Below are 24,997 nucleotides of genomic sequence, written 5' to 3' on the forward strand. Positions count from 1 at the left end.
AAATTTACATAAAAATAATCTGTTTGTATTTACAGCTAACAATAAATACCATTCAGATGTCAATACATATAAGGCTTTTGGCAAAATAAAGATGCTTTTTTGTGTTTATATGAGTGCTATAACTAATAATTTGGCATAATAGCTACTGAAGAACCAATTTTCGTAAAATAAAATGAACTTTCTGCAAAATTTCAGATATTACAGCAAAATTTATCAGAAAACGAAGATAAAGACCTTAGTAAGCTAAAGAGTTTTAGCCTGCTGTGATTAATCATTAGTATTTACACTAATAAAGACAACTAACAACTGACTATTGACGATTATGATTAAAATCCTCCATCTCTCAGATATCCACATGGGGAGCAGCTTCTCCCACGGACGTATTAATCCCACAACAGGGTTAAACACACGATTAGAGGATTTTGTCAATACATTATCTTTATGTATTGACCGAGCGATCGCCGATCCGGTAGATTTAGTCATATTTGGTGGTGATGCTTTTCCCGATGCGACTCCACCGCCTTATGTCCAAGAAGCTTTTGCTAGTCAATTTCGCCGTCTGGTGGATGCAGAGATTCCGACGGTATTGTTGGTGGGAAACCACGATCAACATTCTCAAGGACTGGGAGGCGCAAGTTTAAATATTTACCGCACCTTGGGAGTGCGCGGTTTTGTGGTGGGTGATACCTTAACAACCCATAACATCCAAACCCGCAATGGTAAAGTACAAGTCATTACCCTACCTTGGCTGACACGTTCAACGTTAATGACGCGCCAAGAAACTGAAGGTATATCGATTGCTGAAGTCAATCAACTGTTAACTGACAGGTTACAAGTTGTTTTAGAAGCAGAAATTCGCCGTCTCGATCCGGATGTACCTACTGTACTGTTAGCACATTTGATGGCTGACAATGCTACCTTGGGAGCCGAACGCTTTTTAGCGGTGGGGAAAGGTTTTACTCTCCCGTTATCTTTATTAACCAGGCCTTGTTTTGATTATGTCGCCTTGGGACATGTCCACAAGCATCAAAACCTGAATAAATCTAATAATCCCCCGGTGATATATCCCGGAAGCATTGAACGGGTAGATTTTAGCGAAGAAAAAGAAGCTAAGGGTTATGTAATTGTAGAATTAGAGCCAGGAAAAGCAGATTGGGAGTTTTGTCCTTTACCTGTGCGGACTTTTCGGACAATTGAAGTAGATTTATCGAAAGCAGAAGATTCGCAAGCAGCATTAATCAAAGCGATCGCGAAATATGATATTCAAGATGCTGTAGTCCGCTTAATCTATAAACTCCGCTCCGAACAATTAGATTTAATTGATAACTCCTTATTGCATAGCGCTTTAAGTTCTGCTCATACCTACACCATTCAACCAGAATTAGTCAGCCAGTTAGCTAGACCCCGCATTCCCGAACTAACAGCAAGTAGTAGCATCGATCCCATAGAAGCATTAAAAACATATCTAGGTAATCGCGAAGATCTCAAAGATATAGCCGGCTCAATGCTAGAAGCAGCACAGAAGCTACTCGCTGATGATGTGGAAGTTTGGTTAGAAGGCGCAAATATTGATTAAGATTGACTGTCAACCGTCAACCGTCAGCAAAATAATTTCTGTTTTAGACTTCTCGTAATGATTTGATGGGAATTTCAATGACAAACTCTGTACCCTCACCTGGTTGAGAGGAACAGCGAATTTGACCTTGATGTTTTTCCACGATGATTTGATGACTAATGGATAATCCCAGTCCTGTACCTTTACCGACTTCTTTGGTAGTGTAGAAGGGATCAAAAATGCGCGATCGCACTTCTTCTGGTATACCCAAACCATTATCTGCTATTTTAATCACAACTTGGTGATTTACTATCTGCGTACTAATCCAAATAGTTAAAGGAACTTCTGGACAAGGTTTTGATAATTGCAAATATTTTTGTCGGATATGAAGATACTTCTCCTCTAGAGCATCAATGCTGTTACTCAGAAGATTCATTAGCACTTGATTGAGTTGTGCGGGATAGCATTCTACTAAAGGTAAATCGCCATATTTCTTGATGATTTTAATAGCTGGATGCTCTGAGTTATTTTTACATCTATGTCCTAAAATTAACAAAGTACTATTCAAACCTTCATGAATATCTACTGCTTTTAATTCAGCTTCATCTGTACGTGAGAAGTTGCGCAGAGATAGGACAATCTGATGAATTCGTTCTGTTCCTATATGCATCGATTCTAGGGTTTTAGGTAAATCTTCAATAATAAAATTCAACTCAGTTTCATTAATTTGCTCATAAATTGCTGGTAATAATGATTGATTTTGTTGACAGATTCGTACCACTTTTAGCAGTTCTTGTGTATATTCATGCAAATATGTGAGATTACCTTTAATAAAGGTCACAGGATTATTGATTTCATGAGCAACTCCCGCAATTAGTTGTCCTAAACCAGCCATTTTTTCACCCTGAATCAATTGGGATTGCGTTTGTTTTAATTCTTGTAAAGCTTGCGTCAATTCTAAAGTTTGACGTTTGGTTTGTTCGAGTAATTCCCCTTGCTGAATTGCAATTCCTAACTGCACGCCTACTTGAGCAAGTAAATTAATTTCTTCATCTTTCCAATAGCGGGGTTGGGAATTTTGATAAGCTACTAACAATCCCCATAATTGTTCGCCTTGGCGAATGGGAACAAAAGTTTCATTCCGAGGAAATTCGTTATCGTCATCTCGATCTGCAAAGCTTTCTACGAGAATTGTTTGCGGCTTTAGCAAAGGTTTCCAACCATCTTTAAAGGAATCTGCTACAAATTTACCACTCCAATCGGAGTTAAAACGGTAGATTGCAACTCGCTCAACTTCTAGCAACTCTAATACAGCTTGAGTTGTGGTTTTAAAAATCGTTTTAATATCGAGTGATTGGCGAATTTTATCAATCGTTGTCGCTAGCAGTTTTTGTCTTTCCATTGCTTTTTCACGTTCTTTAGCTTCTGCTAGCTGCACAGCCTGATTTTGAAATTGCTTTAAATAAGAATCTTGTTTTAACGCAACACCTAATTGCTCAGCTATTTGCGCCACAAATTCAATTTCTGAAGGTTGCCAATAACGAGGCGCATCGCATTGATGAATACAAAGTAATCCCCAAAGTTCGCCTTGCTTTAATAGAGGTGCAACCATATTGGCACGTACTTGGAATCTTGCCAGAATTTGGATATAGCAATCGGGAAATTCTCCGTGATAGATATCAGCAATTGTATTGATTCTCCCTTCCATGTAAAGCGGTGCAAATCTTTCGCTAAAACAGTAATCGTAAACTTTTTCTTTAATGGCGGAAATACAACCAGGAGCTATATCTTCGGAGATAAATTCTCCTTCCCAATCTTGTTGTGGATCGAAACAAAAAACTGCTACTCGGTCAGCTTTAAGCATTTGTCGCACTTCTTTGACCGTAGTTTGGAAGATAGTATCTAAATCAAGAGATTCGCGAATGCGAGCGATGACACCAGTTAAAGTCTTTTGTTGCTCTGTTTTGTATTTAGCTTGTAATAGCAACTGATGGTGGCGCAAGGCTACGCCAATTTGTGTGCCAATTTTGGTTAGTGATTCGACTTCGTAAGTTTGCCATTCTCTAGGCGCAGAATTTTGATAGGCAGCAATAATTCCCCACAGTTTATCACCTTGAAGAATGGGAGATGTAGCAAAGGCTTTGGCTTGAAATTGCTCTAATAAAGTGACGTGACAGTCTGATAATCCTGCTTGATAAATATCATTTGCGATAAATGTTTCATTATCAGCGTAGCGTCCCCCTTGATTTTCCCGTAAATAAGTATCATTAATTACAGCTTCTACACCAACTAAAGCTGTCCAGCCTGCTGCACAAGATTCCGCTACAAAGTTACCAGTCCAATCTTCATTGAAGCGAAAGATAGCAACCCGATCCGCTTGTAATAGTTGGCGAATTTCTTGGGTTGTCATTGCAAAGATACTTTCGATATCTAAAGGTGAACGAATTTTATCAACAATCTGAGCAATGACGCGATCGCGTTGAGCTGCTTGTGCTAATTGTGTAGCTTGTAGTTGAACATCATGTAGATGCTTGGCTTGTTGAATAGCTACAGTTAAATGGTTAGCAATTTGGCGGATAAATTCAATTTCTGATTCTTGCCAATCACGCGCCTGACTGCACTGGTGAATACACAGCAAACCCCACACTTGTTTTTCCCTTAATAGAGGTACAACCAGGTTGGCACGGACTTGAAATTTACTTAAAATTTCTACATGACAATTGCTTAGTCCAGCTGCATAAATATCAGCAACGGCTTGCACTCGACCTTGTTGATACTGAGCCGCAAATTGTTCGCCAAAACAATGGTCATAAACTTTAGCTGCTATGACCGATTCCCACCCAGGTGCAACTTCCTCACAAACAAATTCACCTTCCCAGTCTCTTTGGCGATCAAACTGAAAAACTGCTACTCGGTCAGCATTGAGCAATTGTAATAATGCTGTGACGGTAGTTTGAAAAATAGTTTCTAAATCAAGAGACTCGCGAATGCGCACAATGACGTTAGTCAAAGCTTTTTGTTGCTCTAGTTGTTCTTGAAGGTGAGTGCTTGACAAGCTTGAATTGAGTTCCATTGCTCTGAGGATATGGGAATTTGCGGACAAAGAGGCTGGCTACCAAAATTCTCGCGCGCGACTAATGTCACATCTAATGATGAAACACTGCAAGATTAGGCAATATTCATCTGTGGCTGAGAAGATAGCTATTTCTATATTTCCCCTTTCCTCAGCAGGAAATTTCAATAGTCAGTAAAAATCTACAAGCGCATCTTCCAATGAAGTAAGGATTTTTCTCACAACTTTGGAAAATCTGCTGAGGCTTGAAAGAACTTTGCTAGAGTATGATTTTAGTCACGTAATTATACTAGGTGCTATGTCCAAACTACTGCCAGTTGTCTTAGCCGCCGTGACTGTTATCATCACATCCACTAATCAACCTAGGGCTACATTTGCGGGAACTTGTGCTTCTAAATGCGGCCCGCGACCAATTGAATTTACACCCGGACAATCCCTGCGCTTAGAGGTAGTTAATAAAACAAGGGGTATCGTAAAACTAGAAAAACTTCAAGGAACTGAACCCATTCCTTTACGCCCAGAACAGGAATTACAATTTTTTCAGGGTGACGAGATCCAGCCGAACATTTCTCTAGTGTTCTGGGATGAGGGGGGATTACCACTACAAGCGGTGATATCTAAACGCGACTTTGCTACCTTACGTGTAGAACTGCGTCCGGGGATACGCAACCCAGGCGATCGCGCTCTGCATATGCTCAGTGATGGGCGGATTAATGTATATTAATTAGCGCTTAAATGGTAATGGGAATGGCGATCGCAAATTCCGTTCCCTGTCCTAAAACAGAATTCACTTCAATAGTTCCACCATGCTTTTCTGTAACAATTTGTCTGGCGATCGCTAGTCCTAACCCCGTACCTTTACCGACTCCTTTAGTCGTAAATAAATGGTCAAAGATTTTCTCTTGGACTTGTGGACTCATGCCTTTACCGTTATCGCGAATCTTAATGTAGACTTGGTTAGCGATCGCCTCTGTGGAAATCGTAATTTGTTGGGGATGGGCTTGCATTTCTTGTAAGGTCAGGCTTTGAGCCATCTCATCAAACATATCAATGGCATTTGCCAAGATATTCATAAATACTTGATTTAATTGACCAGGAAAGCATTCAATAGCTGGTATCACACCATATTGTTGGTGAATGATAATCGCTGGACGGTGTTCGTTAGCTTTGAGGCGGTATTTTAAAATTAACAATGTACTCTCAAGACCTTCATGCACATTGGCCAGGACTTTGCAATCTGTGTCAGCACGGGAGAAGGTACGCAGGCTAGTACTAATAGATTTGATGCGGTTTGTGGCTCCCTTCATTGCTTCCAGGAGTTTTGGTAAGTCTGCAATCAAAAACTCTAAATCAATATTTTCGGCGTGATCGAGAATCGGTGCAGTGGCTTGGGGATATTGTTGTTGATACAGTTCTAGATGTGCCAGTATGTCTTGTATATAGTCTTGAGTGTTGCTGATACTACCATTGAGGAAACCAATCGGGTTATTGACTTCGTGGGCTACACCTGCAACTAAGTTACCCAAAGATGCCATTTTCTCATTTTGAACTATTTGCAGTTGAGATTGCTTTAAATCTAAAAGTGCTTGCTTGAGTTGTTGCGCTTTTTGTTGGCGTTGATGAGATTCTAGGGTGAGGGCGATTAAATTGGCAATTGAACTAATGAAATTTTGTTCTGCGGGAGTCCAACTACGCTTTTCTCCCACATGTTCACAACAAATAACTCCGCCGATGGCTCCATCCACTTGCACGCCGCAGTCAAGCATAGATGCAATATGTAATACATCTAGATAACCATGACTAAATTCACAGGTGCGGGGGTCGCTCAAAGCATCATCTACTGCAATAATTGGTTGTGACTTTATTGCGCAGAAATAAGCTGGATAATCTGCTACCTGGAGTTCAAATCCTTGTGAATGTTCTTGAGATGAACGCTGGAATAAATCCAGACAATGGATTTTGGTGTGATGTTCATCAAACAGCCAAACACTAACTCGTTCTGTTTGTAAGGTTTGCGCCGTGACTTGCGTCAATTCTGGGAATGCTGTGCTCAACTTTCCTTGAGTAATAGCTTGACTTTGGGAAAGCTGAAGTAATGCTAAAGCTTGTTGTTGTAATGTTTGTTCCTCTTGGAGTAGCTGTTTTTGAGTTGTCTGTAAAATTTCCAGAGATTGTTCTAATTGTTGGGCATAAATTTGAGATTTTTGATATAAACGGGCATTTTCTAGGGAAATCGCGGCTTGGGTACAAAGAAAATTGAGAATGAGAATGCGATCGCTAGTAAACACGCGACTAGCAGAGCGATTTTTTAAATACAAAATACCGATTAAATGTCCTTGATTGAGAATTGGCAAGCATAACACGCTCTTCGGTTGATGTTGCTCTAAATATGCATCAATTATCGCTAAATCGGTCTTAAGTTCGTCAATCAGCACAAGTTCTTGCGTATTTTTGACGTACTGAATCAGCTTAACTGGGAGGTGAGGATTACCTTCTAGGGGTTGAGAACACAGTTGTGTAGTTTCCGGTGTGGCAATAGCTTTCACCTCCCATGTGCCGTGACTGTTGGGTAGAATTAAGGCACAGCGATCGCCCCCAGAATTTTGCAAAATAATCTGAGTTAGTTTTTGCAGAAGTTCATCGAGTTGAATTGCTCCCGACAGGCTTTGAGAAGCCTTGAGAATCGCCGCAAAATCTAGAACAGTATTGAGATTGGTACTAGATGAGCGATCGCTATGGGTGGAAGTCCGATTTGAAACAGTAACCCCCACCATTGAGGCTAAAGTTTCCAAGGGATTCAAAGTTTGTGCTGTTTGCTGGAAAATCGGACGTAGTAAATGGGGATAGCGATTTTCCAGATCGTTAGTTTTGGCTTTTGCACCCCAATGAGCATAACAATAGTAAGCTTCTTGCATATAGCCTGCGGCTACCTTCTCTTTACCCCAATCCAGGTAAAATTTAGCCGCTAGTTCGTTGCTGAGTGCTTCTTCTTGCAGATAACCGTTGGTTTTGGCATTAGCGATCGCCAAATCGTAATACTCCATCGCCTCAGCATGTTGTCTTTGCACGCGATAGCGTTCGGCTGTCACCAATTCCCAGCGATGTTGATGATTAAATGGGGCATAAGTCGCCCATCCTTGGAGTTTGTCTTGATGGGTATTGATTCGCTCGATCAGAGCTAATTTTTCTGCATCTCCAACATCTCCATAGCGCGCCAGATGAATTAAGGCATCATAGAATACCTGAATAGCTACCATGAAATAGCCAACGATGGAATTACTATAATTTTCTGCTATGGCTATTTGTTGTGCAGCTTGTTCCTCTTCTCCAAACAGATAACAGAGAATGGCTTGATGCAGATAAATATACAATAACCCAGTCCAGTCACTCGCCCCTTGTAAAGCGGGTAAGATTTGGGTAGCATTCAAAACTTTACCCTGTAACAAATAGGGAACTTCCGCCTGTCCCATTAAGTTGAGAATTGCTTGCTGATAAACTAGTTGAGCGTTGATTGTGGGTTGTTGTTTGATTTGGTTGATGAATTGCCGATGCGCCTCTATTTGTTGAGCTAAATCAGTTAATTCTCGACTACTCCAATAGCAGTACTGACTATATGTCAATAAGTTCAATCCTACACATTCCCAATCTCCTGTTTCTAAGCCACTCTGATAGCCAGCCAAAAGAGATGGTAGAGTTTGATGCAGAGGTTCTTTCCAGTGGCGAATAAAGCTGTTAACAACAAAGTAAGCTCTACTCTTGAAGGCAGTAGTTTGCAGCTTGTCTAGTAACTTTAATGCCAGTTGTCCAAATTCATACCCGGCATCAATATCGCCGAGGACACCACAAAGAATCAATCCGTAGTCGGCATAGGAGAAAATAGCAATAGCACAATTGCCATACTGGATAGACATTTCCACTTGCTTGAAGATGAGTAGCGGCAAAAGTGGTGGTACAGCAATGTAGACAGAAGACACTAGTTTGCTCATGATTTGCATAGCTGCAAGTTGATGCGGATCGCTCATGGCTGGCAAATCTAGTAAACTTAAAGCTGTCCGTTCCTGCCAAAGTTGCCTGGTTTGCTCGGCGGCTGCGCCAATATCCGCCACAGTCGGTTGCGCCGGAAATTCCACACCAAGCAATTTCAGCACCTGTAACCCAATCTCCACGACATTGGCAAATTGAGCTTGAGAACGAAATGCTGTCATTCTGGTTTCATGGACTTTGATTGTGTCTAGCAACGAAGTCGCAGATTGCAAAATCATGTCACCCCATGTTGCAAGCTTGTCAAAGTCTGTATGTAAACAAGCTGCTTCCAGACGTTCGTGATGCAAATTTAGGGTTAATTGGTATTGTTGTTGCCAAGCATCAGCGGGTAGTAAATCAATCCCTTGGCTGAAATATTTCACCGCCGCATCATAGGCGATCGCAGTTTTGGCTTTACACCCAGCAATGAGATTAAGTCTGGCTAGTTCTAGCTTTTTCTGGGGCTGGGTAATTAAATTAATGCCTGTATTTAAATGATTGACAATTTCAAAAATATATGCATTTAATTGCTCGGCGGGAGTGTTAGATAACAATAACTCCCCAATCGCCAAATGGGTTGCTTGTTTATCAGCTTCTGCAATGAGTTTGTAAGCAGCTTGTTGGACGCGATCATGGAGAAAGCGATAAGTCAAACTAACAGACTGCGCCGTAACAGCTGATTGTGCAATTTCACCCTGAAAAAACTTATAATTCTGGCTGGCTGGGAGAATCAACCCCTCCTGTAACGCTTTCCACAAATCTGTAGCGGTATGAGTCGGAGACTGCTGAGAAACGATCGCCAAAGTTGTCAAATCAAAAGAGTTACCAATACAAGCGGCTAACTTCAATACATTTTGGGTTTGGCTGGGCAATTTCTGCAACTGTTGCGCCATAAACTCTACTACATCATCAGTGAGAGATAGGGCATTGATTTGAGTAATATCGCATTCCCAGTAGCCTTGATGGTGATTAAAAGTAATCTGTCCATCTTCATGTAATGCTTTAAGAAACTGGGTGATAAAAAAGGGATTACCTTGAGTTTTCCGCGCAATTAATTCTGCAAGGGGATGCGATCGCTCGGTGGTACATTGCAAAGTATCCGCAATTAATAGATTGGTATCGCTGAAAGCTAGCGGTAGCAAAGTAATAGTATTAATTGTTGTCCCCGCTTGCTGGAGTTCGTCCACTGTCAACATCAAGGGATGAGCAGGCGACACTTCATTATCTCGGTAAGCCCCCAATAACAGCAAATGCCCATTGTCTTGCATCAACAGCTGGATCAATTGTAGGGATGCTAAATCCGCCCACTGTAAATCATCCAGGAACATGACTAATGGATGTTCTTTTTTCGTGAAAACGGCAATAAAATTTTGGAACAATAAGTTAAATCGATTTTCGCTGGCTTTCCCCGATAATTCTGGCGCTGGGGGTTGTTTACCAATAATGATTTCTAATTCCGGAATTACATCAATTAAAACCTGGCCATTTTCGCCCACAACAGCCAAAAACTTGGTTTTCCATATTTGCAATTGTGCGTCCGATTCTGATAATAATTGCCCGATTAAATCGCGCAAAGCTTGCACAAAGGCTGATAAAGGGATATTGCGATTAAATTGGTCAAATTTACCTTTAATAAAATAGCCTTGCTGACGGGTAATGGGTTTATGGACTTCGTTGACTACAGATGTCTTCCCAATCCCCGAAAACCCGGCTACGAGCATCATTTCCGATGTGCCATTGGCGACACGCTCAAAGGCTTGCAGTAGGGTGCTGACTTCTAATTTGCGCCCATATAATTTTTCGGGAATTAAAAAGCGATCGCAAATATCCCGCTGAGCGATCGCAAAATTTGTAATTTCCCCTGTATCTTTAAGTTGGGTTAAACAAATTTCTAAATCATGCTTTAATCCCAAAGCACTTTGATATCTATCTTCAGCATTTTTCGCCAGCAACTTCATCACAATATCCCCCACTACCTGAGGGATGGCTTCATTGTTAATTGGATTTGGTTGTTTCGCCAGATGACAATGTACCAACTCCAGCGGATCGCGAGCAATAAATGGCAATTCTCCAGTCAATAATTCATAAAATGTCACACCCAAAGCATAAAAATCGCTGCGGTAGTCGATTCCCCGGTTCATTCTCCCGGTTTGTTCTGGAGAAATATAAGCGAGTGTCCCCTCTAATACATGGGGATTTTGAATTTCTGTAGTTTCTTTAGGTAATAAAGAGGCAATACTAAAATCAATCAGTTGGATTTGCTTTGTTTGGGGGTGAATGAGAATATTTGCAGGTTTAATATCTTTATGAATCACCCGATTATGGTGTAAATCATGGAGAATATCGGTTAGTTGGAGCGCAATTTGGCAAAACTCGATCAGGGAAATAGTATTATCTTGAATATATTCCCGTAAAGAAATTTCCCTCGTATCTGCCATGATTAAAATATAACCATTGCCATAGGTTTCTAGGGATAGAGGCTGAATAATTCCGGGAATGTGGAGATGTTTGCTAATGGTATATTGGTTACGAAATTGCAATAATTCGTGAAAGCTAGGATATTCCACAGCTAGCATTTTGATGACTACTGGAACTTTATCTAATTCGCGAATAGCTCGATAGACTTTGGTTCTTGTGCCAGCATATAATTGAGAGCAAATCTGATATCCGGGAATAATTGGTGTGTAGGTTTCAGTCGTCATCTCAATATACCTCATGGCACAAATTGGGCTTTGATTCGTGAAACTATTATTCCCATTAGCCAGATGTTTGTTAACGATAGACCACACTTCGACAAACTCCCTTCGACATCGCAGTGCGGCCACAGTCAACCGTTAACCGTCAACCGTCAACCATCAAAAAAACTAACCAGCAATCGGTAGGGAAATAATAAATTCCGTTCCCTCTCCCAAAACAGAATTTACTTTAATTTGACCGCCATGTTTTTCTGCGACAATTTGTCGGGCGATCGCTAGTCCTAACCCCGTACCTTTACCGACTGCTTTTGTCGTAAATAAATGGTCGAAGATTCTCTCTTGGACTTCTGCACCTATCCCTTTACCGTGATCGCGAATTTTAATCTAGACTTGGTTAGCGATCGCCTCCAGAATTTCACCCCTAAAAATGGAAAGAATGATGTTAACAACTAGCAAAATCAATCAGTTTACGCTATGAGTTATGAGGAATAACTTTTAACTTTGATTGTGCTAGAGATTGCTCGCTCAGAAACATTAAAACCTCGTAGGCGCTTACCCAATCAGCGTTGGCAAATTTACCCACAAAAAGCCGAATTTGCCCAAAAGTTGGCTGTGTCCAGTCAGATATCGCCCATTGTCAGCCAGCTTTTGATTAACCGAGGGATTGAAAGCTTAGAAGCAGCACAAGCCTTTTTAGAGCCAGAATCTTTAATTTTACCTGCGCCTTTAGAAGAATTCCCAGATTTGGCGCTGAGTGTGGAGTTATTGCAAAATGCGATCGCCTTAGAAGAAAAAATTGCTATCTGCGGTGACTACGATGCTGATGGAATGACTAGCACCGCTTTACTGTTGCGCAGTCTCCGCGCTCTGGGTGCTAAGGTGGATTATGCTATTCCCAGCCGAATGCACGATGGTTATGGCATTAATAAACGCATTGTTGAAGAATTCCACAGTGAAGGCGTAGAGTTAATTCTCACCGTTGATAACGGAATTTCCGCTTATGAACCCATCGCCAGAGCCAGAGAATTAGGATTAAAGGTAATTGTCACCGATCATCACGACATTCCCCAACAATTACCACCCGCAAATGCTATTCTCAATCCAAAATTAATCGCTGAATCTTCACCCTATCGCGGCGTTGCGGGTGTCGGTGTCGCTTATATTCTGGCTGTATCCCTAGCACAACAGCTAGGCGAAATTCGGGGTTTAGTTCAGCCAATGTTAGCATTATTTACCTTGGGCACGATCGCAGATTTAGCTCCCTTAACAGGCGTTAACCGTCGCTGGGTAAAACGCGGTTTACAACTTTTACCCAAATCCCATTTACCAGGGATACAGGCGTTGATTCAAATGGCGGGAGTTCAGGGGAGTGAAACAATTCAAAATTCAAAATACCCTGCGGGAAGCGCAGAGCGCTACAAAATTCAAAATTCAGAAGAAGTTGAGATCAATCCAAAATCCAAAATCCAAAATCCAAAATCGTTAAAGCCTGAGGATATTGGGTTTCGTTTGGGGCCGAGAATTAATGCGATCGGGAGAATTGGCGATCCGCAGATTGTAATTGATTTACTCACCACAGATGATATGGGAATTGCCCTGGAAAGAGCAATGCAGTGCGAATCGGTGAATCAACAGCGCCAAGAAATGTGCGAGCAAATTGAACAAGAAGCGATCGCTTATGTGGAAACTGAATTTATCACTTCACTCCCGGAAGACAGAGTATTAGTTGTTGTGCAACCAAAGTGGCATCATGGTGTGATAGGAATTGTCGCTTCTCGTTTGGTAGAACGCTATGGTGTGCCGGTGTTTATTGGTACTTATGAAGATGACACCCATATTCGCGGTTCCGCCAGGGGAATTCCTGAATTTCACGTATTTGAAGCTTTGCAAGCTTGTGACGATTTATTAGGTAAATATGGCGGACACAAGGCTGCTGGCGGATTTTCTTTACCTGCGGTGAATTTAGGCAAATTGCGATCGCGTTTAATTGAATTTGCTAATCAATGCTTAGAACCCCAGCACCTCAAGCCATTATTGAAAATTGACACCCAAGTCAACTTTAGTGAAATCAATTACCAGCTTTACCAACAGATCAATGCTTTGCATCCCTGCGGTATCGATAATCCCGATCCAGTCTTCTGGACGCCGAATGTGCAAGTAGTTGAACAACAAATAGTTGGGAAAGGACATATCAAACTCACACTTGCCCAAACTATTGATGGACAACAGTATAAAATTAAAGCGATCGCTTGGCGTTGGCGCGACTACTACCCCCTACCCTCGCGCGTCGATGTTGCTTATAAATTACGAGAAAATAACTTTAATGGCAGTACCACCATTGAGATGGAACTACTAGGATTGAGGCTGAATACACAGTCTCACCTATTTTTTACCCCATCAACTCAACCCTTAAGAACCAATTTTGAGTACAAACAACGTCAATACAGTTGTGGAATCTTTCACCAGGGTTCTTTACCAGAGTTAAGAATTAAAAATCCAGAAGGCAAAGTCTTAGTTATGCAACCAGGACATACAATTGGTTTACTGGGGAATAGCCGTGAAGACGCCAAAGAAGTTGATATTTGTCAACCACAGTATGACAACATCATTCAAGCTGCACTTCAGGCTTTATCCGTGCTGAACCAAAAATTCTGAATTTCCAGACATCGAACATCAGAGCAGCTCAAACTGCTGCTCTGAACTTCAGTAACGCAATACTGTTACAGGTCGCCGTTACGAAATGCTAGGACAAAGATTACAGCTGGCCCAGCAAGTACAATGAGACCAACAAACAGCAGTTGAAAAATAACTTCCCAATTGATATTAGCTAGAGCCTCAAACATGTTATCCTCCCGATTGTTTTAAAAAATTCAATAACTTCAAATTGCAAAACCCGCAATCGATCATATCCGGCGAAGGAGCGCCAGATTTAATTTACTTAACAAAATTATAGAAAAAAATACAAAAATGTAAGATAAGGGTCTAGGGGCTAGAGGCTAGGGATTAGGGAGTAGAGAAAGACCACTGACAACTGACAACTGACAACTGTACGGGCGGGTTCACAGATATCCTCACGAATTCATGACGATCTCACATAAACCCGCCCCTACTGACTAATGACAACTGACAACTGACTAAAAATTATGACAACTTGGCAATGTATTAAGCAATGTGGAGCCTGCTGTAATCTTGACCCAGCAGATCGTCCAGAGATAGAAGATTATCTGACACCCGCAGAACTAGAACTTTACATGAGCATGGTAGGTGAAGGCGGATGGTGCGTCAATTTTGACCATATCACGCGAGAATGTCGCATTTACGCCAATCGCCCGCGTTTTTGTCGCGTGGAATCAGAAATATTTCAAGATATGTATGGTATTGAACCAGAAGAGTTAAACGATTTTGCCATTGACTGCTGTCGCCAACAAATAGAAGGGGTATATGGCGATCGCAGTTTGGAACTGATCCGCTTCAACAAAGCCGTCGGTTTTTAATCAGACTCAAGCAACTGACAACTGATCTAGTTGCAATTTATTACAACAATCTGAGAAAATGAGAGAAATATGAAAACAATCTAGTAATCAAACTACTGCCCGTGAAACTTGATTCTGCACCACCAAGCCTTTCTGGTATATCTCAGACTGAAAACCAGCTAGAACTAAAAGACAGTAACGACATTAACGTTACGACCGCAACCATTGAGCAGCTTCAGCCTGTAGTAGCCGATAGTCCCAAAAAGCCAGAATCAGTAGCGATGATTTTTGCTACTACCTTCATCACCATTTTTCTCGCAGAAATTGGTGATAAAACTCAGCTATCTACTTTATTGATGAGTGCAGAATCTCACGCGCCTTGGGTAGTATTTATGGGTTCTGCGGCTGCATTAATCACCACCAGCTTATTAGGAGTTCTCTTAGGAGGATGGATCGCCACTAAGCTAAGTCCCAAAACTGTAGAGAAATCAGCAGGTGTGATGTTATTGCTCATTTCCATCATGCTGTTTTGGGATGTATTGATTGGTTAATAGTCAATAGTCAGTGGTCAGTGGTCAGTAGGGGCGGATTTAAGGGAGATCGTTATGAATATTTGAGGATATCTGTGAACCCGCCCGTACAGTGGTTAGTGGTCAACACTTTGGCTTCGCGGTAGTTGAATCTCGACTTCGCTCGATTACCGCATAGTCGAGACTCAGTAACCACAGTCAACCGTCAACAGTCAACCGTCAACAAATAATATGGATTGGCATCTTTTAGGACTAAGCTTTATTACAGTTTTTTTATCAGAATTAGGTGATAAAAGCCAGCTAGCAGCGATCGCTCTTTCTGGACGCAGTCAATCGCGGCGTGCTGTGTTTTTTGCTACTGCTCTTGCTCTAATATTAACTAGTTTATTAGGAGCATTAGCCGGGGGAGCCGTTGCAGAGGTTTTACCCACAAGATTATTAAAAGCGATCGCGGCTGTAGGATTTGCTATACTCGCCATACGCTTGTTATTTTTTAATGACTCTGAAGAATCGGCATAGTCAATACAAAACTGGCAAAATAATTACCATATATCAATTAGGGGGCACAACAATGTTGTACCCCCTAATTTTAGTTAATTTTATTGAAGATGATCGCTTAAGATTGCAATCTTAAGCTTCCTGTTTCCAACAACAGTTTAAAAGCAAACCACCAGCTATCAGTTTGGTAACTTCCAACACCCAATAACTACCGTGGAGCAAATTCATCGCTGCGGGAATAGTATTTTCCGCATCAAATGCATTGAGACTTACGCCAATCGCACTCATCTGTGGCGTTAAAAAATAAGTATCAAGCAACGCTATAACTAGCAGCAGCACAGACAAAATAATACCGTTGCGCCGCCAGTTGGCATGGGTTTGGCTTAGAGCTAGTACACCAGTTAATACTACAGCCGCCGATAATAATTCCACACGATTAAAATTCCAAAAAATCACATAGCCAACTGTAGAAAAACTAGCTTGAGTCATCATGCCAGAAATGTATAGACTAGGCATAATTACCCAATCTAAAAGTAAGCTAGCACTAAGCCAAAAGCCTAAAGTTAATAGGACAGCAGGTCGCCAAAAGGACTGCTTGAATTGAACGTTAGAAATAGTAAGCATAAGAATAATTGCTGTGTTGTATCTCTAGTTTCGAGCTGTAGGCATGAGTTTGACAACACTTATCAATTATCCTTTACAAAGCAATTGCAACTGGGGATAAAAACAGCAAGATTATTGAGTTTTATTACTTAAAAATGCAATGTAATAATTTTATTTAAAATAGCGTATTAGTCATTGGTCATTAGTTTCCTAATCCCTAGTCCCTAGTCTCTAGTCTCTTCAAGAACGTGGCGGGTATGAATGAATTCATCTGCGACGGATATTTCAAGTACATCTTCTACTTTTTCCCGAACTCTACTCTTGATAGGTTGAGCCGGATTACCTGCATAAATTATCATTGGCTCTAAGGATCGCCCTGTCACTCCCCCTAAAGCCAGCACTGCACCTCGCCCAACTGTCACCCCAGGGCCAATTACTGACTTAGCTGCAATCCAACTACTCTCGTGAATGTGGATAGGTGCAGGAATCAGTTTAAAGTCTGGATGATACCAGTCATGGTTACCCGTGCAAAGATAGACCCCTTGTGATAGACATACATGGCTTTCAAGAATGACAGGCGCAAGGTTATCAATCCAAGTGTTTTCCCCAATCCAAACAAAATCACCAACATTTAAACGCCAAGGAAACTTCACCCGCACGCCTGGTTTAATCCGGACTTGCTTACCAATGCTAGCGCCAAAACTGCGAAGTACCCAAACCTTGAAAGTTGAAAAAGGTAGCCAATTACTCTCAACTATAGGTGAACCCAAAAAGTACCACAACAGTTGTTTCCAGTAAGGTGCGCCAGGAGTATAACTGCCAAGAGAATAGTTATTTAAATGCATAAAATCGTTACTTAAATATTAGGATTGAGGCTAGCTCCTGTACGCCCTGAGATAATCCAGAGGAAGGAACGGCCAATATCTCGGAGAATGTGGACAGTAGATTCTCTAGGTTGGTTGGAGGGAATGGAAATGGAGGTAAAAGTAATGCCTTGGCTACCAAGAACTAGAATGGCTATGGATGCTGCTCTTGGCATGTGAAAGTCAGAGGTAATTAAATATAGATGCTGGATATGACGTTGTTTAAACTCAAATACCAGAGAAGTAAAATTAGTAACTGTATCAACAGCACGATAGTCAAGGTAAAGACGACTGTTAGGGATATCTGCGTTATCAAAAATTTTACGGGCTAGCTTTGGGCGTATACCACTAGAAACCCAGATATCTAGAGTGGGGTGGTTTTGGGCAAATTGGGCAGTGAATTTTTCTCTATTTGAACCGCCACCAAGGGTAAGAATAGCTTGAGGGTAGGGGGCTTGGTAAGATGCGATCGCAATTCGGATAGGAATGACGCTCAACAACACCAGAATCATAGTGGCTAAAGTTAATAGCCCATATTTTCTGATTTGTCTATGCAATCGCTTCATTATGGGAAAAAAGCTAAATTTCTTCAGGATTAATCCCCATTTCTCGCAGTCTTTGTGCTAATTTACCAGCTTTTTGTTCTGCTTGTTCTGCACGTTGACGTTCTTGTTCTACTAACTCACTTCCCCAAGGTAATAAATTACCAGATCGATCCCACCAGCGTAGCCAGTAGCCCTCTAATTCTGCTTTTTTCCCTATCCACAGGCCTAAAAATAAACCCAAGGCTTCTATCCAAAAACGTCCGTTTTCATCTGGGGATTGTTGTTGATACTTACCCTGCTCTAATAAATGAGTTTCTAATACTCCAATTTGCGGATGAAAAATTACATAGACAGGAATTTTTAAAATCTGTTCGTAAAAGTACCACTTACCATAAGGATAGTGGGGATTAATTGAATATTCTCCTCCTTCTGTAGCGGAGATAAATTCCATGACTAAAGCTGGCTTGTCTCCTTCTGCATGGGGAGTATAGCTGCGGCGAATTTCTCCTGAAGGTAGGGGATAAACCGATGGGACATAAACCCAATCGGGGGCTTTAACGATAGTTTTGTCACCGACGGTAGCACAAATACCAAAATTAGAAGCAATCAACATTGATTCGAGAATCAAACCTGCTAATTCTAGGGATTCTCGCAGGGCGGCGGCTAACAGGGGTTGCAGGTTACTTTCCACAGGTTCATCGGGCAAAGGAAAATCAGCAGCTAGTTTCTGCCAGGTAATCGGGGGTAAGGCATTTGCCGGGTGACCTTGTAGAACTGTCATGGTCTGATTTAGGCGATCGCTAGCAGGGTCGATTTCTTACTATTATACAGACTAGAATTTATTAAAGCTGGGATAAGAGCGATCGCTATTTGCAATGGATTAATACTGAGCGATACGAAGATGTCACTGATATTGCATCGACTTCTCAATTTGTGCAGCAGAATCATGTTTTAACTTTTCCGCTTCAATTAGATGAATTGCCAATAGAACTTCTGCTAATACTCGCTGGAATGCATAATAACAACCGCGCCAACCGTCGAGGATTCCTCCCTTAAGGATTAGACAGTAGAACAAGATAATAATGGGTGCAAGGATTTTTCGTTTACGGATGCGATCGCTTAAACTGAGTTCGCTGTTTGGTGTTTCTAGCAATTTCTGAGCTTCAATCACCATATAACGATCCTGTGCCCATAGCCAACGACTTAAGGGTTTGCGATCATCATGGTACATATACGCTGATAATTTACTAGACTGACCTTTAACTTCTAGTAGTTGAGTGTGGCCATCATCAATATAAATGGCTTTAGATTTCCGGAATAATACTTGACGTGGTGGTAGTATAGTACTTCCCAGAGGTTTGCCGAATACACAATATTTAAATCTAGCAAAGTAGCCATCAATAGTAGAATCTAGAGACAGGTTTTTAATCTCTGCAATCAGTTCATCCGTAACGATGTAATCTGCATCAAGGGAAAGAACCCATTCAGATTCAACTTTTTCTAAACCATAGTTCCATTGTAAACAATGGGTATCAAATTTCCTTTGAAATAGCTGAACTTGAGGATAAGACTCTAAAATATTAATAGTGTTATCAGTGCTATCACTATCAATCACGACAATTTTATTTGCCCAGACAAGATGTTGGAGAGTACGAGCAATATTCGGTGCTTCGTTATAAGTGAGAATGAGAGGAGTTACTTGATCCAGCATATCTATTATTTATGAACTTTCACAACCATGACATATGCCATAATTAAGGGGAAATATCTGCTTAAAGCTGCAAATGGTTGTCTACGCTCATCGCCATAAAAAGAAGAATTATTACTAAAATTGCAGTAAGTTAAAAATCGTGGCATTTCAGATTTATTAAAATACCTAATATACTGCCATTCCCAAATTGGAATTTTATGTCCTTCTGTTCTTCTAGTAACAACCATGAATAGATAATAAATTCTATTAATAATCCAAACATGATTAGGTGTAATTAACACTAATCTGCCGCCAGGTTTGAGAATTCTATATATTTCCTTAGCAACTGCTTCTGGGAAAAAAAGATGTTCTATATTATCACCCCAAAATACTTCATCAAAAAAGTTATCTGTATACTTATAGGGAATATATTCTATATCATGTTGATTAGCTGTAACTCCAAGTTTACCAAGCTTATCTACTCCTGCTGTGATACAAAGCTTTTATCGTCTGTTTATGCAGATTCTAACCTATTGATTCTGTTGCTAATAATTGCTGAAAATCAGCAAGGTATAATTCACTAACTTGCTTATAGCTGAATTCTTTTGCCTTTTGAGCAGCTTGTATGCTCATTGTGCTATCAGCCTCACAATTAATTATTGCTAAGGCTAATTTTTCTGATAGATTTTTAGCAGCATCAACCCTCCGATGATTAAAAAAGTATCCAGTTTGTCCTTCTTGAATAAAATCTCCAAAACAAGCTAAGTCTGACACAACTGGTACAAGACCAGATGCCATTGCTTCTAAGGGTGCAACTCCAAAAGACTCACCTTTTTCAGCCAATGAGGGGTAGCAGAATACATCTGCCTCTCGATAAGCTTCAGCTAGCTTATACACATCAAAAATAGGTGTCAAAAATTCAACGTTTAAACCTTTAGAATTAGAATGAAGATTACGTAAATATAGCTCTCCTCCACCGCCTTGATTTTCTTTTATAGGGCCAATAATCCTCAATTTTACTGTAGAGATTTGTTGAGATAATATTGAAAATGCATCCAAAAGAAGATGAACTCCTTTTTCTGGATGAATTCTACCTACATACAAAATAACTTTTTCTTTATTTTCTAATTTTGGTTGAGTATTTGGTGAGAATATACAAGTATCAATCGGGTTAGGGATAATTCCCATTCGGTGTATAGCAGCAGGATATTCTTTAGCAATAGCTTCTTGTATAGCTCGTGATGCAGCAGCAAAAAAAGTAGTTTTTGCATATAACCAATACTGTCCTTTAGGATAGCGATTGGCATTAATTACAACCTTGCCTGTTGTAGGACGCAGAGCGGCAAATATAGGTAACCAAAAATCATTAATAACTAAAATATCGCCTGGAGGTAATGTGGGAAATGTCAACAAGGCATAGAAAAAGTCTTTGAGTAGATCCAAAATAATATTGGTACTTTGTGGCATTCCTCCACATCGAATGTATTGCACACCATTAATTACCTCTGTTTGAGGCTGCCCAGGATAAGAACGACATAAAATCCTTACGTCATGGCCTCTAGCCGCAAATTCTTCTGCTAAACCTTGCCAAAGTCTAGGAATAGCGCCTCCTTGCACAGCAGGAACAGGCAGCCAAGGGCCTGTTGCAATGTTAATAATCACTGTCGTACCTTCCTAAGAATTATAAGATTGAATACAATTGGGAGGTTCACCACCATGGAGAATCCACTGGTAGAAATTTGCCATTTCCTTTGCTATTGAATTCCAAGAGTATTTAGCTTCTACTAAATCTCGCCCTTTCAAACCCATTATTTGGCGTTCTATAACAGACATCTGCATTGCATTAAATAAAGCAACCTTTAGTGCTTGCTGATTATCTTCAATCCACCAACCACATCCGTAATACTGTAAATCTTCCCAAGGAGCACCTTTGGTAGTTATCACTGGGACACCGTAAGCTAGAGACTCTGCTACTACAATGCCAAAATTCTCTGAATGAGTTGGTAAAACAAATAAGTCAGCATTACTGAGTGCAGAAAATTTCTGTTGTCCTGATAGCATCCCAGTAAAAGTGACCTGTTGCCTCAAATTTAACTTTTCTACTTTTAGTTCTAACTTCTCTCGGTAGCCGATTAAGTCTGGCCCAGCAATAATTAGATGCCACTCAGGAAAATGATTAGTAAGAGAATGCCAAACATCTAATAGATTATCTAAACCTTTTTTAGGATGTATTCTTGATAAAAAAAGTAACCATTTTTTATTAACTAGTTCAGGAAAATTGTTAATTAATATTTGTCTACCAGGTTGATTATTAATAGCAGGAACACTAATTCCATTAGGAATTAATGCAATTGGCTGCTTATATCCTAATCTACGAATTGAATTTACCTCTTCAGCAGATGTGGCATGAAAAGCTGTGGCACTATTTAAATTTTTTTGTTCGTATAATATCCATGCTAAGCATTTTTTATGCCAGCTATTATTTAATGACCAAGGTTCTAGCATTCCCCTTGGAGAAATTACTAAGCTAACTTTATTACGAACTGCTGCTTGCCGAGCATAAAGATTAGGAAACATCCATAAACCATGATTATGAATTAAATCTAAATCTGTTGATGCTAATTTTGACAAATAATTAGCAGCTTGCGGTTGAAAACCTCTAAAATATTTTGCTAATTTTAAAGCTTCCTTACTGTGAATTTTAACTCCATTCGCAAAAATTTGTTTGCCGTGAGATTGATAATCAAGGGTGAATAGATGAGAACTAATATGATGTTGACATAATGCTTGAGCTAAATTAGTAACTGAATAAGCAGGCCCACCAACATTTTCATTTATACTGGCGACTACTTGGCAAACACGAAATTTATCAACTAATGTGGCAGTTGTTGACATTTTAGCTTTATTTGAAAATAAAATATAAAAATTTAATTTAGTTACACAACCAATTTATGCTCAAAATCAGCATCGTTGTTATGGATTGAAAAATGGGAATCTAAATAGCTAGCCAGAGTTTTTTGGAAACGCTCAAATCCAAAGGTATCAATTACCTTTTGGCGTAACTTTTCTGGCTGATATATTAAAGGGTTAGGATAGCTTCGTTGTAGAATTTGAATTAACGTATTAGCAATTTCCTTCACATCATCAGGATTGACTAATGCACCAAGTTCGCCATGACAAAGAGCATCAATTGCTCCATCTTGATTACCACCTAAAACAGGCTTGCCACAAGCTAGTGCTTCCAAATAAACAATACCAAACCCTTCTCTTTTGCTAGGCATAGCAAAAACATCACAGAGATTATAGTAATCACAAAGCTGTTCATCATGAACAAATCCAGCTAACGTGACACAATCTTGTAAACCTAATTGGGCAATTAATTCTTCAATTCTTGTTCTGTCATTTCCTTTACCAACAATTATGTAGTGGATATTAGGAATAATCGAACGAATGTCAGGCAGCGCTTTTAAAATTTGGTCATATCCTTTGTAGCGCTCAACATTTGCTAGTCTTGCCACCGTTAATATAACTGGTTGTTCTCGTTTGAGTTTATATAGTTCAAGTAAATACTGAGGTTTTGGTGCAGGTTGAAAACGGTTGGGATCAAATGTGTTGGGTAAGATAGAAATTTTACGTGGATCAATGTTTTGTTCTTTAATCAGGCGATCGCGGGTGTAACTACTAACGGACAAAATTAGATCTGCATGGTGTAGCGCAGTTTTTAAAGTAGGATTATTAATATTCCAAGCTTCTACTCCATGAGCAATTGTCCAGTAAGGGATATTTTTGAGATGTTTTAGATAGTAGGCACCCGTAGTGAAGTTGAGGTGAGTTGCAATTATTAAGTTAGGGCGCTTTAAAAGAGCCTGACTGATGATTTTGCTAGCAAAGACAGGTGTACGAATTTTTAGCGGACAAGTTCCAGAGAAATGAAATCGAGTCGTAGGCAAATAAGAGATATCCGATGATGTTTTTACATCATGCTTGAGAAAAACTTCATACTGACTTCGAGGATAAAGCCTTTGCAATGACTGTAAGCAAAACGCTGAGTAAACCTGGATACCACCTTTAAATTGAAAAATGTTAGGAAGCCACAAATGAAATTGCTTTCCATTAGAATGAGTTTGCATTTTGATAAGATTGGTATTTTTGAGATTAAATAATTACATTAAAAAATTAAATCAAATTTATTGTTAAGCAACAGCAGGGTTATTAATCTTACTCTTCATTATGTAGTCTAGTGCTTGATTTAGTCCTTGAGTTGCTTGGATATAACTGTACTGAGATACGATACGGCGGCTTTCTTCTCCCCAAAACTGTAAGCATTGTCGATCTGAGAATGCTGCTTGTAGACTACTTGCTAATGCAGGCACATCACCAGCCGGAAAAATCAAACCATTTTTACCAGGATGAACCAAATCTTGTGCACAACCGACATGAGTACTAACAATAACTGGCCGGCCTAAGCACATTGCTTCATTGATCGCCAAACCCCAAGTTTCACTATAGCTAGGTAGCACTACTAAATCTGCAATTGCGTAAGTGCGTGGCATCAAAGATTGGTTTTGAAAAGGGGCAAAGTAAATATTTGTCTGCCCTGCGGCTTGGGATTTTAAGTCATTTTCTATGTTGCCATTACCTACAAACAGCAATGATACACGGTTAAGCTTGGCTTGTAAAAAAGCTTGAAGCAAATCTAAAGGACGTTTGATGTCTATAAACTTGCCTACAAATAATATAACTGCATGGTCTTGAGGAATGCCGATTTCTTGCTTCCAAGCAATAGCTTGCTGCTTAGCTATTTCAGTTTGTTTTAAAAAGCGATCGCTCTCAACTGCATGGGGAGAGAAAAAGAGATTATCAGTAGGTACACCATGATATTGAAAGTAATCATGGTTAGCTTTACCTACATAAAGACAGGCGGAAAATCGCCGATAAATTTGGGTGATAAACTGCCGACGCATCCATGCTTTGATGCCATGAGTAGGTAACAATCGATGAGAATCACCCCGAAATATTAATGGAATTTGATGAGCATTCCAATGCCACAGAAAACGATATATACTGACATAGTTGTAGGACATCAATAGTACAGCATCAGGATTATAGGCTCTAACTTGTGAAATTAAATTTGGATTTTGTAACCCCCAAAAGTGATGAGTACCTGGTTTTAAACTAACATTTGGTACAAATTCATATTCATAGCCACTTAATAACGGAATATCCCACTTAAGTGTCTTACGAAAACCTGCATCAACTTGCTGAGTAACACCAAAATCCCAAAGATAAAAAACTTTAATGGCTAAATTACCAGTATTACTTAGATAGCGAAACCAAGGTGCATAATATTGGATTGGATGAGAGGTAATGATTGCTATTTTTCGCATATCCGTTTAATTAGAATATCCCATACTGGTAAAACCTTAGTTTTTATATGATTTTTTATGA

Annotated in this window: 19 protein-coding genes and 2 pseudogenes; 6 read left to right on the forward strand and 15 right to left on the reverse strand. The window is 40.1% G+C overall.

Features of this window, described 5'->3' with window-relative positions; all coding sequences use genetic code 11:
• Window positions 1-322 precede the first annotated feature (322 nt).
• On the forward strand, window positions 323-1,576 hold the full coding sequence (gene sbcD, locus H6G41_RS23350; RefSeq protein ID WP_190749092.1) for an exonuclease subunit SbcD: 1,254 nt from the start codon (window positions 323-325) through the stop codon (window positions 1,574-1,576).
• A gap of 43 nt (window positions 1,577-1,619) precedes the next feature.
• Here sbcD and H6G41_RS23355 read toward each other — a convergent pair whose 3' ends face one another.
• Window positions 1,620-4,628 carry a GAF domain-containing protein gene (locus H6G41_RS23355; protein WP_190749094.1) on the reverse strand — a complete coding sequence of 1,003 codons (3,009 nt, stop codon included), beginning with the start codon at window positions 4,626-4,628 and terminating at the stop codon, window positions 1,620-1,622.
• A 298-nt stretch (window positions 4,629-4,926) separates the two neighbouring features.
• Here H6G41_RS23355 and H6G41_RS23360 point away from each other — a divergent pair, with 298 nt between their 5' ends.
• The gene (locus H6G41_RS23360; RefSeq protein ID WP_190749096.1) at window positions 4,927-5,352 is read left to right on the forward strand and encodes a hypothetical protein; all 426 of its coding nucleotides are present in this window, start codon (window positions 4,927-4,929) and stop codon (window positions 5,350-5,352) included.
• A 7-nt stretch (window positions 5,353-5,359) separates the two neighbouring features.
• On the opposite strand, the gene H6G41_RS23365 is transcribed toward H6G41_RS23360, so the two are convergent.
• Both H6G41_RS23365 and H6G41_RS23370 read right to left on the reverse strand, forming a co-directional pair.
• The gene (locus tag H6G41_RS23365) at window positions 5,360-11,353 is read right to left on the reverse strand and encodes an AAA family ATPase (RefSeq protein WP_190749098.1); all 5,994 of its coding nucleotides are present in this window, start codon (window positions 11,351-11,353) and stop codon (window positions 5,360-5,362) included.
• Between the two features lie 162 nt (window positions 11,354-11,515).
• Window positions 11,516-11,731: pseudogene (locus tag H6G41_RS23370) on the reverse strand (sensor histidine kinase); the annotation flags it as partial.
• 123 nt (window positions 11,732-11,854) lie between these two features.
• Here H6G41_RS23370 and H6G41_RS23375 point away from each other — a divergent pair.
• Window positions 11,855-14,002: a DHH family phosphoesterase gene (locus H6G41_RS23375; protein WP_190749100.1), complete on the forward strand. Its 2,148-nt coding sequence runs from the start codon at window positions 11,855-11,857 to the stop codon at window positions 14,000-14,002.
• A gap of 65 nt (window positions 14,003-14,067) precedes the next feature.
• Here the strand turns inward: H6G41_RS23375 and psb30 are convergent, their stop codons facing one another.
• Complete coding sequence (gene psb30 / locus H6G41_RS23380) at window positions 14,068-14,190, reverse strand: photosystem II reaction center protein Ycf12/Psb30 (RefSeq protein ID WP_096642123.1); 123 nt, start codon at window positions 14,188-14,190, stop codon at window positions 14,068-14,070.
• A gap of 300 nt (window positions 14,191-14,490) precedes the next feature.
• On the opposite strand from psb30, the gene H6G41_RS23385 reads away from it, so the two are divergent.
• The 3 genes from H6G41_RS23385 to H6G41_RS23395 all read left to right on the forward strand — a co-directional run bounded on the left by H6G41_RS23385 (window position 14,491) and on the right by H6G41_RS23395 (window position 15,869).
• Window positions 14,491-14,841, forward strand: a complete 351-nt coding sequence (locus H6G41_RS23385; protein WP_190749102.1) for a YkgJ family cysteine cluster protein — start codon at window positions 14,491-14,493, stop codon at window positions 14,839-14,841.
• 101 nt (window positions 14,842-14,942) lie between these two features.
• Window positions 14,943-15,371, forward strand: coding sequence for a TMEM165/GDT1 family protein (locus H6G41_RS23390; protein ID WP_190749104.1), 429 nt, complete (start codon window positions 14,943-14,945; stop codon window positions 15,369-15,371).
• Window positions 15,372-15,581: 210 nt separating this feature from the next.
• Window positions 15,582-15,869, forward strand: coding sequence for a TMEM165/GDT1 family protein (locus H6G41_RS23395; protein WP_190749106.1), 288 nt, complete (start codon window positions 15,582-15,584; stop codon window positions 15,867-15,869).
• A gap of 111 nt (window positions 15,870-15,980) precedes the next feature.
• On the opposite strand, the gene H6G41_RS23400 is transcribed toward H6G41_RS23395, so the two are convergent.
• The 11 genes and pseudogenes from H6G41_RS23400 to H6G41_RS23445 all read right to left on the reverse strand — a co-directional run bounded on the left by H6G41_RS23400 (window position 15,981) and on the right by H6G41_RS23445 (window position 24,936).
• Window positions 15,981-16,472 carry a DUF4149 domain-containing protein gene (locus tag H6G41_RS23400; protein ID WP_190749109.1) on the reverse strand — a complete coding sequence of 164 codons (492 nt, stop codon included), beginning with the start codon at window positions 16,470-16,472 and terminating at the stop codon, window positions 15,981-15,983.
• Between the two features lie 203 nt (window positions 16,473-16,675).
• Window positions 16,676-17,296, reverse strand: a complete 621-nt coding sequence (locus tag H6G41_RS23405) for a WcaF family extracellular polysaccharide biosynthesis acetyltransferase (RefSeq protein WP_190749111.1) — start codon at window positions 17,294-17,296, stop codon at window positions 16,676-16,678.
• A gap of 11 nt (window positions 17,297-17,307) precedes the next feature.
• Window positions 17,308-17,880: a YdcF family protein gene (locus H6G41_RS23410; RefSeq protein WP_190749113.1), complete on the reverse strand. Its 573-nt coding sequence runs from the start codon at window positions 17,878-17,880 to the stop codon at window positions 17,308-17,310.
• A gap of 13 nt (window positions 17,881-17,893) precedes the next feature.
• Entirely contained in the window at window positions 17,894-18,640 is a 747-nt protein-coding gene (locus tag H6G41_RS23415; protein WP_190749115.1) for a Uma2 family endonuclease, read from the reverse strand.
• A 123-nt stretch (window positions 18,641-18,763) separates the two neighbouring features.
• Window positions 18,764-19,570: a glycosyltransferase family 2 protein gene (locus H6G41_RS23420; protein ID WP_190749117.1), complete on the reverse strand. Its 807-nt coding sequence runs from the start codon at window positions 19,568-19,570 to the stop codon at window positions 18,764-18,766.
• A 5-nt stretch (window positions 19,571-19,575) separates the two neighbouring features.
• Complete coding sequence (locus H6G41_RS35315) at window positions 19,576-19,797, reverse strand: hypothetical protein (protein WP_242038024.1); 222 nt, start codon at window positions 19,795-19,797, stop codon at window positions 19,576-19,578.
• A gap of 33 nt (window positions 19,798-19,830) precedes the next feature.
• Window positions 19,831-20,043 (reverse strand): annotated as a pseudogene (locus H6G41_RS36240) (methyltransferase domain-containing protein); the annotation flags it as partial.
• Window positions 20,044-20,074: 31 nt separating this feature from the next.
• Entirely contained in the window at window positions 20,075-21,211 is a 1,137-nt protein-coding gene (locus H6G41_RS23430) for a glycosyltransferase family 4 protein (RefSeq protein ID WP_190749118.1), read from the reverse strand.
• Between the two features lie 12 nt (window positions 21,212-21,223).
• Window positions 21,224-22,444 carry a glycosyltransferase gene (locus tag H6G41_RS23435; protein WP_190749121.1) on the reverse strand — a complete coding sequence of 407 codons (1,221 nt, stop codon included), beginning with the start codon at window positions 22,442-22,444 and terminating at the stop codon, window positions 21,224-21,226.
• A gap of 41 nt (window positions 22,445-22,485) precedes the next feature.
• Window positions 22,486-23,679: a glycosyltransferase gene (locus H6G41_RS23440; RefSeq protein WP_190749123.1), complete on the reverse strand. Its 1,194-nt coding sequence runs from the start codon at window positions 23,677-23,679 to the stop codon at window positions 22,486-22,488.
• A gap of 63 nt (window positions 23,680-23,742) precedes the next feature.
• Window positions 23,743-24,936: a glycosyltransferase family 4 protein gene (locus H6G41_RS23445; RefSeq protein WP_190749125.1), complete on the reverse strand. Its 1,194-nt coding sequence runs from the start codon at window positions 24,934-24,936 to the stop codon at window positions 23,743-23,745.
• Window positions 24,937-24,997 lie beyond the last annotated feature (61 nt).

Origin of the sequence: Tolypothrix sp. FACHB-123 (assembly GCF_014697075.1) — a bacterium.
Lineage (GTDB): Bacteria > Cyanobacteriota > Cyanobacteriia > Cyanobacteriales > Nostocaceae > Aulosira.

Bases quoted from the DNA above. Each gene is read 5' to 3' on its own strand.
- H6G41_RS23420 (WP_190749117.1), bottom strand. From the start codon at position 19,570: ATGCTGGATCAAGTAACTCCTCTCATTCTCACTTATAACGAAGCACCG.
- H6G41_RS23365 (WP_190749098.1), bottom strand. From the start codon at position 11,353: ATGACGACTGAAACCTACACACCAATTATTCCCGGATATCAGATTTGC.
- H6G41_RS23410 (WP_190749113.1), bottom strand. From the start codon at position 17,880: ATGAAGCGATTGCATAGACAAATCAGAAAATATGGGCTATTAACTTTA.
- H6G41_RS23395 (WP_190749106.1), top strand. From the start codon at position 15,582: ATGGATTGGCATCTTTTAGGACTAAGCTTTATTACAGTTTTTTTATCA.
- H6G41_RS23360 (WP_190749096.1), top strand. From the start codon at position 4,927: ATGTCCAAACTACTGCCAGTTGTCTTAGCCGCCGTGACTGTTATCATC.
- H6G41_RS23445 (WP_190749125.1), bottom strand. From the start codon at position 24,936: ATGCGAAAAATAGCAATCATTACCTCTCATCCAATCCAATATTATGCA.
- H6G41_RS23415 (WP_190749115.1), bottom strand. From the start codon at position 18,640: ATGACAGTTCTACAAGGTCACCCGGCAAATGCCTTACCCCCGATTACC.
- H6G41_RS23435 (WP_190749121.1), bottom strand. From the start codon at position 22,444: ATGTCAACAACTGCCACATTAGTTGATAAATTTCGTGTTTGCCAAGTA.
- H6G41_RS35315 (WP_242038024.1), bottom strand. From the start codon at position 19,797: ATGGTTGTTACTAGAAGAACAGAAGGACATAAAATTCCAATTTGGGAA.
- H6G41_RS23355 (WP_190749094.1), bottom strand. From the start codon at position 4,628: ATGGAACTCAATTCAAGCTTGTCAAGCACTCACCTTCAAGAACAACTA.
- psb30 (WP_096642123.1), bottom strand. From the start codon at position 14,190: ATGTTTGAGGCTCTAGCTAATATCAATTGGGAAGTTATTTTTCAACTG.
- H6G41_RS23400 (WP_190749109.1), bottom strand. From the start codon at position 16,472: ATGCTTACTATTTCTAACGTTCAATTCAAGCAGTCCTTTTGGCGACCT.
- H6G41_RS23440 (WP_190749123.1), bottom strand. From the start codon at position 23,679: ATGCAAACTCATTCTAATGGAAAGCAATTTCATTTGTGGCTTCCTAAC.
- H6G41_RS23385 (WP_190749102.1), top strand. From the start codon at position 14,491: ATGACAACTTGGCAATGTATTAAGCAATGTGGAGCCTGCTGTAATCTT.
- sbcD (WP_190749092.1), top strand. From the start codon at position 323: ATGATTAAAATCCTCCATCTCTCAGATATCCACATGGGGAGCAGCTTC.
- H6G41_RS23405 (WP_190749111.1), bottom strand. From the start codon at position 17,296: ATGCATTTAAATAACTATTCTCTTGGCAGTTATACTCCTGGCGCACCT.